Annotated in this window: 15 protein-coding genes; 10 read left to right on the top strand and 5 right to left on the bottom strand. The window is 65.7% G+C overall.

What is annotated here, in order from left to right:
• Window positions 1–120: 120 nt before the first annotated feature.
• From AX729_RS29830 to AX729_RS29815, 4 genes are all read left to right on the top strand, one after another.
• Window positions 121–690: a DUF2087 domain-containing protein gene (locus AX729_RS29830; protein WP_061027754.1), complete on the top strand. Its 570-nt coding sequence runs from the start codon at window positions 121–123 to the stop codon at window positions 688–690.
• On the top strand, window positions 687–1,643 hold the full coding sequence (locus tag AX729_RS29825; RefSeq protein ID WP_063817310.1) for an alpha/beta fold hydrolase: 957 nt from the start codon (window positions 687–689) through the stop codon (window positions 1,641–1,643). The genes AX729_RS29830 and AX729_RS29825 overlap by 4 nt, the downstream gene beginning before the upstream one ends.
• Window positions 1,618–2,202, top strand: coding sequence for a HutD/Ves family protein (locus AX729_RS29820; protein ID WP_061027753.1), 585 nt, complete (start codon window positions 1,618–1,620; stop codon window positions 2,200–2,202). The genes AX729_RS29825 and AX729_RS29820 overlap by 26 nt, the downstream gene beginning before the upstream one ends.
• A 116-nt stretch (window positions 2,203–2,318) precedes the next feature.
• Entirely contained in the window at window positions 2,319–3,509 is a 1,191-nt protein-coding gene (locus tag AX729_RS29815; protein WP_061027752.1) for an adenylate/guanylate cyclase domain-containing protein, read from the top strand.
• A 228-nt stretch (window positions 3,510–3,737) separates the two neighbouring features.
• Here AX729_RS29815 and AX729_RS29810 read toward each other — a convergent pair whose 3' ends face one another.
• Together AX729_RS29810 and AX729_RS29805 are read right to left on the bottom strand one after the other, a co-directional pair.
• Window positions 3,738–3,917, bottom strand: coding sequence for a hypothetical protein (locus tag AX729_RS29810; protein WP_061027751.1), 180 nt, complete (start codon window positions 3,915–3,917; stop codon window positions 3,738–3,740).
• A 229-nt stretch (window positions 3,918–4,146) separates the two neighbouring features.
• Entirely contained in the window at window positions 4,147–4,515 is a 369-nt protein-coding gene (locus AX729_RS29805) for a rhodanese-like domain-containing protein (protein WP_061027750.1), read from the bottom strand.
• A gap of 167 nt (window positions 4,516–4,682) precedes the next feature.
• Between AX729_RS29805 and AX729_RS29800 the strand changes: the two genes are divergently transcribed.
• Window positions 4,683–5,480 carry an adenylate/guanylate cyclase domain-containing protein gene (locus AX729_RS29800; protein WP_061027749.1) on the top strand — a complete coding sequence of 266 codons (798 nt, stop codon included), beginning with the start codon at window positions 4,683–4,685 and terminating at the stop codon, window positions 5,478–5,480.
• Between the two features lie 96 nt (window positions 5,481–5,576).
• On the opposite strand, the gene AX729_RS41890 is transcribed toward AX729_RS29800, so the two are convergent.
• The 3 genes from AX729_RS41890 to AX729_RS29785 all read right to left on the bottom strand — a co-directional run bounded on the left by AX729_RS41890 (window position 5,577) and on the right by AX729_RS29785 (window position 7,098).
• Entirely contained in the window at window positions 5,577–6,158 is a 582-nt protein-coding gene (locus AX729_RS41890; protein ID WP_061027748.1) for a helix-turn-helix domain-containing protein, read from the bottom strand.
• Window positions 6,159–6,210: 52 nt separating this feature from the next.
• Entirely contained in the window at window positions 6,211–6,591 is a 381-nt protein-coding gene (locus tag AX729_RS29790; RefSeq protein ID WP_061027747.1) for a hypothetical protein, read from the bottom strand.
• Between the two features lie 261 nt (window positions 6,592–6,852).
• Window positions 6,853–7,098, bottom strand: coding sequence for a hypothetical protein (locus tag AX729_RS29785; protein WP_061027746.1), 246 nt, complete (start codon window positions 7,096–7,098; stop codon window positions 6,853–6,855).
• A 466-nt stretch (window positions 7,099–7,564) separates the two neighbouring features.
• On the opposite strand from AX729_RS29785, the gene AX729_RS29780 reads away from it, so the two are divergent.
• From AX729_RS29780 to AX729_RS29760, 5 genes are all read left to right on the top strand, one after another.
• A complete protein-coding gene (locus AX729_RS29780) occupies window positions 7,565–8,242 on the top strand; it encodes a response regulator transcription factor (RefSeq protein ID WP_061027745.1) in 678 nt (225 codons plus the stop codon).
• 25 nt (window positions 8,243–8,267) lie between these two features.
• Entirely contained in the window at window positions 8,268–9,614 is a 1,347-nt protein-coding gene (locus AX729_RS29775) for a sensor histidine kinase (RefSeq protein WP_245325457.1), read from the top strand.
• A gap of 251 nt (window positions 9,615–9,865) precedes the next feature.
• A complete protein-coding gene (rpoH, locus tag AX729_RS29770) occupies window positions 9,866–10,831 on the top strand; it encodes an RNA polymerase sigma factor RpoH (protein ID WP_061027784.1) in 966 nt (321 codons plus the stop codon).
• 140 nt (window positions 10,832–10,971) lie between these two features.
• Window positions 10,972–14,154: an efflux RND transporter permease subunit gene (locus tag AX729_RS29765; protein ID WP_061027782.1), complete on the top strand. Its 3,183-nt coding sequence runs from the start codon at window positions 10,972–10,974 to the stop codon at window positions 14,152–14,154.
• Complete coding sequence (locus AX729_RS29760; protein WP_061027743.1) at window positions 14,151–15,443, top strand: efflux RND transporter periplasmic adaptor subunit; 1,293 nt, start codon at window positions 14,151–14,153, stop codon at window positions 15,441–15,443. Before AX729_RS29765 ends, AX729_RS29760 begins: the two co-directional genes overlap by 4 nt.
• Window positions 15,444–15,472: the final 29 nt, after the last annotated feature.

The following is a 15,472-nucleotide window of genomic DNA, read 5'->3' as shown; positions in this document are numbered from 1 at the left end:
CGTCCCGCGAGGGAAGCTAAACCTGCAAGGCTAAATCGAACCGACACCAAACCTCGTGCCGCGTCGTAAGCCGGTGACCTCCGACAATCCGCCTGTGGATCGGCACATCGAGGATTGGTCATGTCCAGAACACCCATTGCGTTCGTTGCGGGCGACATCTCCGCGCTCGCGAAATCCCTGCGCGCCCAGCTTCTGGAGCGCACGTCGCCACCGGGGCACGTCGAGTTGCTTAACATTCTTGCGCGCGCGGCGGGACACCGGAACTATCAGCATTTCCGCGCCGGTGCGGTCGGCACGCCCGTGGATGACCGCGGGACGCGGGCGGCCCGAGACGAGGCGCTCGATCTGAAGCGCGTGCAACGCGCGGCGCGCCATTTCGATGAACGCGGCAGGTTGCTTCGCTGGCCGGCCCGGCACAATTTGCAGCAGCTGAGCCTCTGGGTGTTGTGGGCCGGCTTCCCGTCGCGGTGCAGTCTGGCCGAGGCGGAAGTGAAGACGCTGTTGAATCGCCTGCATGCCTTTGGCGATGATGCCTTGCTTCGCCGCGCGCTGTGCGATCACGGCCTGGTCGTCCGCACCTCCGATGGGCGCGCGTATCGCCGGATCGAGCGTCGGCCGCCGGCGGAGGCTGCCGCGCTTCTGCGCTGTCTCAAGTCCGGCGCTGCCGGGCGATCGGAAGCCGCGACATGACCGCAGATCCAGACGCATTGCCGCTCGCCGGGCCTGCTCCGGTCTTCGTGACGACCTCCCGCGGCACGATCCAGTGCGCCATCGCGGGCGAGGGGCCGGCCATTCTGGCCGTCCACGGCGGCATGGGCGGTCACGACCAGTCGTGGCTGCTGGCGCGCGCCCTCGCGAAGACGCTCAGGGGCAAGCGGGTGGTGGCCGTGTCCCGCCCCGGCTATCTCGGCTCGTCCCTCGCGCTTGGCGCGTCACCCGACGAACAGGCCGATGTCTACGGCGCGCTGCTCGACGCGGTCGGGATTTCGTCCGCGGCGATCGTCGCGGTCTCCGCCGGCGGCCCCTCGGCGCTGCAATTTGCCGCGCGGCATCCCTCGCGCTGCCGCGCGCTGGTGCTGATCTCGGCCTGCACGGGCACGCTGCAAACGCCGCCGGAGATCACCGCGCGCCTGCGCATGATGCGCCACCTTGCGCGTCTTCCCGGACTGCCGCGCCTCCTGAGATGGCGGGCAGAACGAAATCCGCAAGCCGGTGCGCGCCGCTCCATCCCCGATGACGCCATGCGCGAACGGACCTTGCGCCATCCGGCGGCGGGTCCGCTGTTCGGCGCCTTGCAGTCGAGCGTGTTTCGGAATCTGCAGGCGCGGCTTCCAGGGACCATCAACGACATCGCGCGGTTTGCCGCGCTGGGACAGTTGCCCGCGGGAGCGATCTCGGCGCCCACCCTCGTCGTGCACGGCCGCGCCGACAACGTCGTGCCGTTCTCGCATGCGGAGAATGTCTGCCGGGCGATTCCGCAAGCGAGGCTGCTGGCGCTCCCCGATGGCGGCCACGTGTCGCTGTTCACGCATTTGGACGCCGTGCGGGAGGAAGCCGAGCCGTTTCTGGAAGCGCGCGCCGGCGCTTCATCGCACCCCGATCGTGTCGAGGATCTCCATGAAAGCAACACTGCTCAAGCCTGACGACTACACCCGCTCGCCGTGGAAGAACGGCGGCGGCATCTTCACCGACATTGCGGACGCTCATCGGGACGATGCGCCGCAGAAGAGCTGGGACAGCCTGCTCTGGCGCTTTGCCTCGACGCCGATCGTGGCGCCCGGTCCCTTCTCCTACATGCCCGGTATCGACCGCTTGCAGATGGTCGTGGGCGGGCGCGGGCTGGTGCTGAAGTCGCCGACGCAGGAATTCGACGAACGTGAACCTTTTACGACCGTGCGTTTCACCGGCGAGCTCGAGATCGTGACCGAGCTCGAAGCCGGTCCCGTCGAGGTCGTGAACCTCATGGCGCGGCGCGGTGCGGCGGAGATTGATCTCCTCGCGCTCAGGGAGCCCGGCGAGCGGCCGCTCGCGGCGGGCACCCATCTCGTCTATGCCGCGCGCGGCGAATGCCGCATCCGTCTCGATGACGAGAATTTTACGATTCCCGACGAGGGCACGCTGAAGGTCGAGCTGACGGAGCCGGTGATGCTTGCGCTCGTGTCGGGCCTCGCGGTGCTGGGATCGATCCGGCTGCTCGCTTAGGCGGCCGCTGCGCTGGTCGCCTGCTGCGCACAATCCGTGCAACTGGCCAGGTTGACGCCGCCGGCCCGGAGCATGATATCTGCTTCTGTAGCAGACCGCAGCTCGAGGGGCAGACTATGAACGCGCCGGACAACCTTGCCCCCACGCCTGCCGACGGCGTCATCGACTGGCTGACCAACGGCACGCGCGACGAGCGTTTCATCGACGACATCTTCGCGCAGATGTGCATCCGCCTCCAGCAGGCCGGCATTCCCGTGAAGCGGGCGACGCTTCACGTGTTGATCAATCACCCGCAGTGGCTCGGGGCCCGCATGATGTGGTCCGACGGGAGCCGCGAGGCTGAGATTGCGCTGGTCGACTATGAAGTTCGCGAGCGGCCCGAATATATCGGCAGCGCCGCCCACGAGATCACTGACGGCGCAACCGAGCTGCGCGAGAGGCTCGAGCAGGATCCCTCGCTCGGCCGCAAGCACGCCCTCTATGACGAGATGCGCGCCAAGGGCCTCACCGACTATGTCGCCTGGCCGCTCTACCATACGCTCGGCAAGCGGCACATCGTCACCTTCGCGACCGACCGGCCCGGCGGTTTCGACGATGCGCATATCGCCGGCCTCAAGAAGCTGCTGCCGGTGCTGGCGCTGGTCAGCGAGATCCGCATCAAGAACCGCCTGGCGCGGACCCTGCTGGAGACCTATGTCGGCTCCCATGCCGGCGAGCTGATCCTGGCCGGCGCCACCAGGCGCGGCACCGGCACCACGGTGCGCGCCGCGATCATGATCTGCGACCTCCGGGATTTCACCAGGATCTCCGACAATTGGCCGCGCGACGACGTCATCGACCTGCTCAACGACTATTTCGACGCGATGTCGGAGCCGATCGCGCGGTACGGCGGCGAGATCCTGAAGTTCATCGGAGACGGACTGCTCGCCATCTTTCCGCTCAGCGCGCCCGACGCCTGCGCAAACCTGCTTCGCGCCGTGGCCGAGGCCCGGCAGGCCATGGCCGCGCTCAACGAACGGAACAGCGTCACCGGCCGCGCGCCGCTGAACTACGGCATCGGCGTCCACGTCGGCGACGTCATGTACGGCAATATCGGATCGACCAGCCGGCTCGACTTCACCGTGATCGGCCCGGCCGTCAACATGGCCTCCCGCCTGGAGGCGCTGACCAAGACCATCGGCAAGAAGGTGCTGCTGTCGCGCGCCTTCGCCGAGCTGGTGGAGAAAGAGTTCGCCCTGGAGCATGTCGGCCAGCACGCGGTGCGCGGCTTCAACGAGCCGATCGATCTGTTCGCGTATCCGGAGTGAGCCGCGAGCGGCAGCCGCCGAACGAGACCTCATCCCGAGCGTCCGCCGCAGGCGGTCGTCTCGAAGGTTTGCGTTCGCTCCGCGTCAGGCGGGCCCCGGCTCGGCGGTCCGGGGGCGGGGGTCGAGCCGAGGCCGCCATTTGCCGGAATGGTGGACCCCGGCGCAGGCCAATGCGCGGGGATCCCCGGTGTTCCTATCCCTGGTCAACCGCGACGCGATGCCGCTAACTCAGGCCGACCAGCGATCCTGCTCTTCCCGGTGCGCGTGCTCGTTCAGCCGGTCGGCGATCTCATGCGCGATCTGCTCGGTTTCGGCCTCGGCGACGTGCTCGCCCTTGTGGGTCCTCAGCTTGTCCTTGTCGGCTACGATCGGGAAGTCGTCGGGCTTCAGTTCGTCGTCCTTGCTCATGGCGCGCCTCACGGTCCAGTAACCTGAAGCGCGATGATGATGACGATTCAACCTGATCTCATCGCGCTTTAGGGATGGAAACGCGCATGACGGCCGATCGTTGCGTCGAAGGTGAGATGCCGGGCGACGCAGCAGGGTCAGGCGCCGGGGCTCGCGGCCCCGACGGCCGATCGCTCCGCGGGGCCGTGAGCGCCAGCGCCGGGGACGGGAACCGCGCCACCTGTTTCGCCTATTTCTCGACGGCTCCCGACCAGTCCTTGAAGCCGCCGACGTTGTAGACCTTCTCGTAGCCCATGTCCTTGAGCACCTTCCCGGCAAGCGCCGATCGGCCGCCGGATGCGCAGTACAGGATCACGGTCTTGGCCTTGTCGAACGCCTTGTCGTGATAGGGCGACTCCGGATCGGCGCGAAATTCCAGCATCCCGCGCGAGACATGCACGGCGCCCGCGATCTTGCCGCTGGCGGCGACTTCCGGCGCGTCGCGGACGTCCAACACGAGCGTGTCCCCGTTCTTGATCATCTCGGCCGCCTGCTCCGACGAGATCTTCGGCACCGCCGCGTTCGCAGCTTCCAGCATTTGCTTGACACTTGTTGCCATGGTTTTCTCTCTCCTGCCGCCCCCAAGGGAGGATAGCACATCGATTTGGGCTGCGCCTCGTCCACGCGAAGGACGCAGAGCGGCGCACGAAGGCCTATTGCCGATGCAGGGCTGTCCGAATAGGTTTCGTCAATCGTCCATACGGTCCTTCAATCGGCCGCGCGTTGATGCCCAAATTCCTCCGCATCGGAGTCCTTCAGTCCAACGTGTCGGGATACACCTCGAAGGCGTGGTGTGTCAGGCGTGTTGGCTCGGCAGTCTTCCTGAAGTGGGGCGCGGTGGAGGTGCATGGCGCTGGTGCCGGGCGCAAGGTGTACTGGTCGCGTCTGCCGCAGGAGAAGATCGTCCGTTGCCGCACCGCGCAGCGCGCGCAGGACTACACGAAGGCCGCGATCGCGCGGCGCCGCAACCATCGCTATGAGCCGCTGGCGGGACCGATCGCGTTCCGGCGCCGCCCCGCCGAGCGCGGCACCGAGCCCAGGCAGGCGCTGGCCACCATCCTGATCGTCGACATCGTCGGCTCGACCGCGAAAGCGGCCAGGCTCGGCGATGCCCGCTGGACCAAGGTGATGGGCCATTATTACGCCGCGGTCCGCAAGGAGCTGAAGACGTGCGGCGGCAAGGAGGTCGTGACCACCGGCGACGGCGTGCTGGCGACGTTCAGGAAGCCCGCCGCCGGCATCGCTTGCGCGACCGCGATCCAGAATGCCGTGCGCACGCTGGGTCTCGAGATCCGGGTCGGCCTGCACGCCGGCGAATACACCATCAGCGGCGGCGAAATGGTCGGCCTCGCCTTCCACATCGGCACCCGCGTTGCCGCAAAGGCGCGCGCGGGAGAGGTGCTGGTGTCGAGCGCGGTGAAGGAGCTGGTGAAGGCGCAGCCCGCGATCAGCCTGAGGGATCACGGCGTGCACCGGCTCAAGGGCGTGCCGGAGAGGTGGAGGCTGTATAGGGTGGTGGGGTGAGGGTGGTCTCCCGTGCCACCACCCAGGACCCAGTCGGGCACAGGCCGCCCCTGCCGCGCCAGGCCAGCAAGCCCATCGAGCGTTCGACCAAGGAGCCTACGCCAGCCGCTCAAGTGCGCGCTCCAATGCAGGGCTGGTCTCGCCAGTGGCCGACTTCATCGATCGATAGGCGGCAGACAAATCCTTGATGCGAATGCCGTGAAGCCGCGCGAACTGCAAAACGAGTTCAGGTCGCACCTCCGTGAAAAACGTGACGACGTGTGCGATCCAGTTTTGCCAGTCCCTCGATCTGAGGCGGGCCACGAGATCAGGGGATGTGATCGCCCGGCGGTATGGAGCGTTGGTCGTGCCAAGAACGAGTTGATCGACATTCTTTGGCGCGGAGGCGCGGTTGGAGGAGTTGCTCTTCGTCGACCTCCTCACGGTCAGTTCGTTTTCCTCTGCATCGGCAGCAAGGACCTCCATCTTCGCCTTCAGCGTCAACACATCCTGTACCTTCGTACGGCGGTGCTTGCCGACATATCGGAAGGGCAGATCGCCAGAGTCCATGCGATGCACGACGAGAGGCCGGGAGATCCCAAGGATATCTGCCGCGTCGTTCGGACTGAGTTCTTGATCTTCGGCGACGACGGCGACGCGTTCGCCCCGAAGGAGATGGCCGAGTGCAGTCTCGAGCAATGCGGCAGCCTCGGGCGGCAGTCTGACGATCTGATCCGCGCCCGACTTGGGCCTAGCTGCAGCTCAGGGGGAGCGGCTGGGCGGGATGCAGCTCGTACCAGTCATAGCAATCCGGATAGGCGCCGTAGAAACCATATCCGGGGACGAAGCCGCCGTAGCGGTGAAACGCGTGCTGGCGCAGGCCGCCGACATGGCCGCCGAAGCCGAGGTGTTCTCCGCCGAACCGCGTGCCACCGCCGAACCGGCCGCCGCCGAATCCGCCGGCATGTCCCATGCCGCCGAAATGTGCGCCGCCGCCAAAGCCCGCATGTCCGCCGAAGCCGCCACCGCCGAAGCCGCCGTGGCCGCCGCCACCGCCGCGAGCCTCGGCCGTTCCGACCGTCAGCGCCGATGCAAGTGCCGCCGTCGCCAGGATCATCAATGCTCGTTTCATGTGAGATTCCTTTCGTGTCCGTATGCCCGGCCGATTGCCATCGCTGCAGCCTCGTGCCGTCGGAAAGCCCCCGTCATGAAAGGAGATAGGGACCTCGCGGGACGATCCCATTGAATTCGATGTCAGACGCGGAGAGCGGCGCAGGAGCGAAACGATCTGGCTGGAATTGACGCGCTTCGCAAAAGGAAAAGGCGGGCCCGATATTGGGCCCGCCTGCTGCGGACGGCCGGGCCGTTCGCCCGACCGCGCCATCGTCGGAAATCAGAGGCCGCCGGTGCCCGGCTCGCAGGGAACGTTGTTGCCGGTCCACGGCGCCGTCGCGAACGCGCCGACGCGCGGCGCCGGAACGCAGGCGCTACCGCCCTGATAGACGAGCCCCTGGGATGCGACCGGCTCGGCTTGCATGGCGGATGATCGTGCGACGGTGTGGTTCGTACGCGCCATGGCGGGTCCGGCGAGCATCGCGATTGCGATCAGTCCGGTCGAGAACAGCTTGAGGGTGGTCATGGGGATTCTCCTTATATGACAGCAGCCAGTCCATGCCGGCTTGCAACATGAGGTGCGAACGGCCCCGCGGGAACCAAACGCACGAAATGCTCACCGGTCATCAACGGCCCGTGATTGCGGCGTTGTCGTGCAAACCCGCAAGGTTTGCGATGCCGGCGCCTACCATCGGGCGGCGAACTACATAAGTGTGAAGGCGTCCTGCTGCAGGGAGACGAGAGATGATCGCGGCAACGGCAGATCCGGACGCCTGCGCGCCGCTGCCGCCGGCGGCGCGACCGGATTTCCTAACACGATATTTAATGGTGCTCGGTCTTGCGCGGGACTATCTAGGTAACGAGCCTGTGGCGCATCGCATGACGGTCCTCCGCTGTGTGTTCCGCCGGGAAAGACGTTGACCATGTCGTCCCGGACCAGCGAACCCGTGCGGCGCCGTCGGTCTCGTCTCGCAGCTCGTGGGGCCAGCACCATGACGCAAATTCTCCTGATCGAGGACGACACCGAGACCGCCGACGCGATCGTGTCCGAGCTCACCGAGCACGGGTTCGAGGTGCGATGGGCGCCCGACGGCATCGGGGGACTCGACTATGCGCGGGAATCGTCTCCCGACGCGCTGATCGTCGACCGCATGCTGCCCGGAATGGACGGGCTCACCGTCATCGAGGCCTTGCGCAAGGATCAGGTCAGGACCCCGGTGCTGGTGCTGAGCGCGCTCGGCGCAGTCGACGACAGGGTGCGCGGATTGCGAGTCGGCGGAGACGACTATCTCACCAAGCCGTTCGCACTGATCGAGCTCGTCGCGCGGGTGGAGGCGCTGCTGCGCCGTCCGATCGACAGCCGCGAGACCACGCTGCATGCCGGGCCGCTCGAGCTGGACCTGATCGAGCGGACGGCGCGGCGCGGCGAGCGCGAGATCGATCTGCTGCCGCGAGAATTCCGCCTGCTCGAATACATGATGCGGCGGAGCGATCAGCTGCTGACGCGCGCGATGCTGCTCGAGGAGGTCTGGAACTACAAGTTCGTGCCGGCGACAACTAATCTCATCGACGTGCACATGGGCCGTCTCCGGCACAAGGTCGACGGCCCTGGCGAAGCGCAGCTCATTCACAACGTTCGCGGATCGGGGTTCATCCTGCGGGTTCGCTGAAAGCCGAGGCGGATCGATGCGTCGGATGGAGTTCATTCGTTCCAACACGTTCCTATGGATCGCGGCGGCGGCAGTCGCGCTGGCGCTGTTCGTCGCCGGGCTGTTCGCCTTCATCTACTGGAAGATCGACGATTACCTCGTCATGCGGTCTGACCGCATGATCGCGACACAGCTCGACTTCATGGCCGAGCTGCCGCCTAGCCGCCTCGATGACGCGATTTCCGATCATCTCAGGCAGGATTCCAGGGGCGTGCAATATGCAGGCCTGTTCGATGCGGCCGGCAATCGGCTCGTCGGAAACATCGAGCGATTGCCGCCGCGTCTCGATCTCGGCGGGCCCGTCCGGAGCGTCCGGCTCGCCGGGGTCGGGCCGCCGTTGGCTGGCGATGCCGTCGTCAAGGCCGCGGGCAAACGGCTCGGCAGCGGACACATCCTCGTGCTGGGGAGGAATGTCGACGAGACGCGCGAGATATCCCTCGTCGTCGGGCAGGCGCTGTTGCTGGGCCTGCTGCCGGCATTCTGCCTCTGCCTGCTCGCTGGAGCCTGGCTGAGCATCCGTGCTCAGCGACGCGTCGAGCAGGTGAGCCGGCACGTTCAGCGCATCGTGGCCGGCGATCTCCGCGAGCGGCTTCCACAGGCCGATGCGGACGATCCGTTCGCGCGGCTCGCCGGGATCGTCAACGGCATGCTCGACGAGATGGAGACCACGATCACCGCGCTTGCCGGCGTCGGCAACGACATCGCCCACGACCTCCGAACGCCGCTCACGCGGGTTCGCCTCGCGCTGGAGCGCGGCCGGACGCACGCGGCCACGCTGGAGGACCTTCAGAACACCGTGGACAAGGCCATCGCCGGCATCGACCAGTCGCTCGCGATCATCACCGCGCTGCTGCGTCTTGCCGAAATCGAGAGCAGCAGCCGCACGTCCGGTTTCGGCGACGTCGCGCTCGACGAAATCCTGCGGCAGGTGTGCGACGTCTACGAGCCGATCGCCGAAGACAAGGCCATCGCGCTCGGCGTCAATATCCATCGCAAGCTCCAGGTGCGCGGTGACCGGGATCTGCTGTTCGAGGCGATCGCCAATCTGGTGGACAACGCCGTGAAATTCACTCCTGCGGGCGGGCGAGTGACGCTCGAGCTTGTGTCTGCGGAGACGGTCGCGCTCGTGCGCGTGAGCGATACCGGCCCCGGCATCGGCGAGGGGGAGCGCGAGGCGGTGCTGCGGCGGTTCTATCGTTCCGACAAGATGCGCAATACGCCCGGCGTCGGACTGGGGCTGAGCCTCGTCGCCGCGATCGTCAAGCTGCACGGCTTCCGCCTGACCGTCTGTCCGGCGCCCGGCGGACGGGTGGAGATCCTCGCCCCGCTGTGAGAAGCAGAACGGGACGCCACTGCATCCAACTCCGTCGCCTGCTTCACGCCAGCCTCGCGTCGATGTGACCATCGCTGCCGCGCGCGAGACGTGCGAAGCGAAAAGAACGTCGAGTTCTCTGAAAGCGAATTCAGGCTTGTTAAGTCCAATTTACTGGTGCCGGCCTTCGGAAGGCTCTTACGTTCCGTTCGTCGATGAGAAAGTTGGAGCAGAGCATGTCAACGCACCAAGCGGGTTTGAACAAGATCGATATGGACGCGCCGGGCCGACGGACGGCGGCCGGTGTTTTCAATGCATATTCCGCCGTCATCGGCCGGTATCAGCTGCTCGAGCGGGAGCAGGAGCAGGAGCTCGCGCGTCGCTGGCAGGAGACGAGGGACAGCGAGGCCGCGAACGCGCTCGTCACCAGCCATCTCCGGCTCGCCGCCAAGGTCGCCCGGACTTACAGGGGATACGGTCTCCCCTTCGCCGATCTCACGGCCGAGGCCAATCTCGGGTTGGTGATTGCCGCGTCCCGGTTCGAGCCGGGGAGAAACTCGCGATTTTCCACCTATGCGACGTGGTGGATCAAGGCCGCCATTCACGAATACATCCTGCGCTCCTGGTCGCTGGTCAAGATCGGAACGACGGCTGCCCAGAAGAAGCTGTTTTTCCGTCTTCGCGGCGAGATGAGAAAGGTCAACAGGGACGGGACGGCGAGGCTGACGCCCGATGTCGCCGAGGTAATCGCCGCGAACCTTGAAGTTTCGGCACGCGACGTGATCGAAATGGATTGCCGCCTGCACGGCGACCTCTCGCTGAATGCGCGGGTTGGCGGCGATGAGCAGAGTACCGAGTGGGAGGCCCTGCTGGTGGATGAGGCGAATGACGCCGAGACCGTCCTTGCCGATCGGGATCAGATGGAGCGTCAGGCCGACGCCCTGCGCGTTGCGCTGAATGGCCTCACGGGGCGCGAGCGGCGAGTGATCGAGGCAAGGAGATTGGCGGAGCGCCCCCCGACTCTCGATCAGCTCGCCCGCGAGCTTTCGATCTCCAGCGAACGCGTTCGCCAGATCGAGATCCGCGCGTTTGCGAAGGTGAAGCAGGCGACCATCCGTGCCACGCAGGTTGCGGCGCTCGCTCGCGGACGAGAGCAGAGTGCATCGCGAGCCTCGATGGCGGGCGACCGTCCCGGCCGTGTCCTGCGCTCGCGGCTCGAGGAGGTCGCCGCGCCCTGAACGCCCGCGACGCGGCGATGCTTCGACCGGGAGGCGGCCCAAAGACTCGGGGTGCCTGAACTCCTTTTCATTTGCAACGCAGCGCGTCGATCGCCAACTGGCCTGATATCTCGCGCAACCTGCTCCGATCGGTCGTCATCATGGGAATTGTCCGCTTTGCGCTCCGCTTTCCGCACACGTTCTATGTGCTCGCGGCGCTGATCCTGTTTCTCGGCGGCATCGCGGTCTGGTCGATGCCGACGGACATCTTTCCCGAGATCCGCATCCCGGTCGTCACTGTGATCTGGAGCTATACCGGCCTGTCGACGCCGGAGATGGAGCAGCGCGTCAGCACGTATAGCCAGTACTCGATCAGCGCCAACGTCAGCGGCATCAAGAATATCGAGGCACAGACGCTCAACGGCCTGTCGGTTCAGAAGATCTATTTCCAGCCGGACGTCAACCTCGATCTCGCGATCTCGCAGATCGTCTCCGCGACCAACGCGATCCGCGCCCTGATGCCGCCGGGGATCCAGCCGCCGGTCATCGTGCAGTTCAACGCCTCGAGCGTGCCGGTGCTGCAGCTCAGCCTCCAATCCGACAAGCTCGACGAGAAGCAATTATACGACTTCGGCATCTACCGGATCCGACAGCAGCTCGCCCCGGTTCCCGGCGTGACGCTGCCGACGCCTGCGGGCGGCAAGTACCGCCAGATCATGGTCGACATCGACCCGAACAAGCTTCTGTCGCGCGGGTTGACGCCGCTCGACATCGTCAATGCCGTGAACACCCAGAACCTGACGTTGCCGACCGGTACGGCGAAGATCGGCAATACCCAGTACGCCGTTCTGACCAACGCGACGCCGGCCTCGATCAAGGATCTCAACATGATCCCGGTCAAGTTCGCGAACGGCGCGACCATCCTGCTGAAGGATGTTGCCCAGGTCCGCGACGGGTCCCAGGTCCAGCAGAACATCGTTCGCGAAGACGGTCAGCGCGCAGTTCTGCTCAGCGTGATCAAGAACGGCAACGCCTCGACGCTCGCCGTTGTCAACGGCGTCAAGCACGCATTGAAGTCGATTCGAGCGTCCGCCCCGGCCGGACTGAAGATCAACGAATTGTTCGATCAGTCGGTCTTCGTCACGCATTCGGTCAACGGCGTGCTGCGCGAAGGCGCAATCTCGGCCGGCCTCACGGCGCTGATGATCCTCGTGTTCCTGGGGTCTTGGCGCTCCACGCTCGTGGTCCTGATCTCGATCCCGCTCGCGATGCTCTCTTCGCTGATCGTCCTGCATTTCCTGGGCGAGACGCTCAACACGATGACGCTGGGCGGCCTGGCCCTCGCCGTGGGCATCCTGGTCGACGATTCCACGGTGACGATCGAGAACACGCATCGGCTGTGGACCGAGGAGGGGCTGCCGCTGTCGGAGGCGACCCTGCACGGCGCGGCCGAGATCGCCGTGCCGACGCTGGTCTCCACGCTCGCCATCAGCTGCGTCTTCACTTCCGTCGTGTTCCTCGAAGGACCGGCCAAGTACCTCTTCACGCCGCTCGGCCTCGCGGTGGTGTTTGCGATGCTGGCGTCGTACGGGCTGTCGCGGACACTCACGCCGATCACGATCGGCCTGCTGTTGAAAAGCGAGCGCCGCCATGGCGACGGCGAGAGGCCGTCCGGCGCGTTCTCCAGGGCGTCAGCCATGTTCGAGCGCGGCTTCGAGCGCCTGCGCAACGGCTATTCCGGGCTTCTGACGACCCTGCTCCGGCGTCGCAGGATCGTGCCGGTCGTCGCGGTGTTCGTGCTGGCACTCGGGGGCGTGATGTTCGTCTGCGTGGGCCGCGACTTCTACCCGCTGATCGACGGCGGTCAGATCCAGCTCCATGTGCGGGCGCCAGCCGGGACGCGCATCGAGAGCACCGAGGCGATCTTCCAGGCGGTCGAGGACAAGATCCGCAAGGTCATTCCGGAAAAGGACCGGGCGCTGATCGTCGACAATATCGGGCTTCCGGCGCGCTCCTATAATCTGGCATTCACCGACGGTTCGACGATCGGGGTGAACGACGGCACGATCCTCATATCGTTGAAGGAAGGCCACAAGCCGACCGCCGACTACGTCAAGAAGCTGCGTCAAGTCTTGCCGGCGGCATTTCCCGAGGACGTCTTCTATTTCCAGGCGGCCGATATCGTCACCCAGATCCTGAATTTCGGCCTGCCGGCGCAGATCGACGTGCGTACCGTCGGCTACGGCGCCAACAACCTGGCGGTGGCGAAGGAACTGCAGAAGAACCTGGCGGGCATTCCGGGCATCGTCGATGCGCATCTTCAGCAGGAGGTCGACGCTCCCGCATTCTACGCCGACATCGACCGCACCAGGGCCGCGCAACTCGGACTGAATGCCAGCACGGTGGCGACCAACATCAATGTCAGCCTCGGTTCGTCGGCCCAGGTCTCGCCGAACTTCTGGACCGATCCGACGTCGGGCATCCCCTATTATCTCGCCGTTCAGACGCCGGAGTACAGGGATAACTCGCTCAACGCGCTGGGAAACACGCCGGTCTCGACCTCGCTCGCGGCGAGCGGGCAGACGGTACCTGGTCTGCTCAGCAATGTCGCGACGTTCAAGCGCGGCACTGTGCCGACCAATTTGAACCAGGCCAATGTGCAGCCGGTGTACGATGTCTATGCGAGCGTGCAGGGCCGCGATCTCGGCAGCGTCGCGGCCGATATCGACAAGGTGACGACGACGCTTCGCAAGCAACTCCAGCCGGGAAATTCCATTCAGGTGCTGGGACAGATCGAAAGCATGCACCAGTCGTTCCGCGATCTCGGGATCGGGCTGCTGTTCGCCGCCATCCTGGTCTACATGCTGATGGTCGTGAACTACCAGAATTTCGGCGACCCCTTCGTCGTCATCATGGCGTTGCCGGCAACGTTGTGCGGTATCGTGACGATGCTGTTCATCACCGGCACGACACTGAACGTGCCTTCGCTGATGGGCGCGATCATGGCGGTGGGCGTCGCGTCGGCCAACTCGATCCTGCTCGTGACCTTCGCGCGTGAGGCGCAGTTGAACGGGCAGTCCGCGTTCGAGGCTGCACTGAGTGCAGGCCGCACCCGAATACGCCCCGTGCTGATGACGGCCGCCGCGATGATCGTGGGCATGATCCCGATGGCGATCGGAGGCCCGGGGGAGGAGCAGAACGCGGCGCTCGCGCGTGCCGTCATCGGCGGGCTGCTGTTCGCGACCCCGACGACATTGCTGATCGTGCCCTATCTCTTCGCCTGGCTGCGCAAAGGGAATGACGGCAAGCCCCGCCACGGCGTATTCGAGGAGCAACCGGAATGAGCGATGTTCGCGTGCGGACCGACAACGATGGCATGAACGAGCGGCCTGAGGCGGAAACCCTCCGCATCGTGGAGCTGCCGGGCAAGGGCAAGGAAGTGCGGCCGCGACGTCGACACGGCAACGCATGGCTCGGCGGCGCCGTGCTCGTGCTCCTGGCAGGCGGGCTCGGCGTCGGCGGCTGGCGGTATCAACAGGCCGCACACGATCTGGCGGTTTCTGCAGAGCAGATCAGGACCGCCGTTCCGCAGGTTCGGGTGGCGACCGTTCGTGCCAGCGGCGACCTAATGAAGGTCACCCTGCCGGCGACAACGACGGCGTTCGAAGCCGCGAACATCTTCGCTCGGGCCAGCGGCTACATCGAGAAGCGCTACGTCGACATCGGAGATCGCGTGAAGAAGGGCGATCTCCTCGCCGAGATTACCGCGCCGGAACTCGACCAACAGATCGCTCAGGCACAAGCGACGCTGGCGCAGAACCAGGCCGCGCTGCAACAGGCCGAGGCGAGTCGGGAGCTTGCCGAGACCACCAATTCGCGGGACAGCAACTTGGTCAAGCAGGGGTGGCTGACGGCCCAGCAGGGGGACAACGATCGGCTCACCCTGCGCGCGCAACAGGGAGCGGTTGGCGTCGCGCAGTCGAACATCACGGCGCAGGAGGCGCAGATTCGCGTGCTTCAGCAGGAGAAAGCCTATCAGCGCGTGGTGGCGCCGTTCGACGGCGTGATCACGCAGCGTAACGTCGACAACGGCAGCCTCGTCCAGGCCGGTTCGACCTTCATGTTCACGCTGATGCATTCGAACGTCATCCGCACCGAAGTCTTCGTGCCGCAGGACGAGGCCTTCGGCGTCGCGCCTGGCATCGATGCCGAGATCCACGTCCCCGAGATTCCGGACCGGACATTTCCCGGGAAGGTGACGCGCATCGCAACGGCGCTGCAGCCGGGGAGCCGGACGTTGCTGACCGAGATCGACGTCCCCAATCCGGACGGTGCCTTGAACCCCGGCATCTACTGCACGGTGGAGCTGTCGATCCCGCGCAAGACCCCGTCGATGTCGATTCCGGCCGATGCGCTGGTATTCGATCAGAGCGGCCTTCATGTCGCAGTCGTGCGCGACGGCATCGTTCATTTGCAGAAGGTCTCGATCGCACGGGATTTCGGCACGTCGATCGAAGTGCGCGAGGGCGTTCGGCCCGGCGATCAGGTCGTGCTCAATCCGCCGGTCAATCTGGTGGAGGGCAGTCGGGTCGCGATCCGCAAGAATGACGCGAGCCGGGAGGCGCAGACATGATTCGCATCGCGTGCGCGGCATTGGCCACC

Origin of the sequence: Bradyrhizobium sp. CCH5-F6 (assembly GCF_001556045.1) — a bacterium.
Lineage (GTDB): Bacteria > Pseudomonadota > Alphaproteobacteria > Rhizobiales > Xanthobacteraceae > Bradyrhizobium.
The sequence above is the reverse complement of the archived record's forward strand: the minus strand, read 5'-3'. Positions and strand labels throughout refer to the sequence as shown.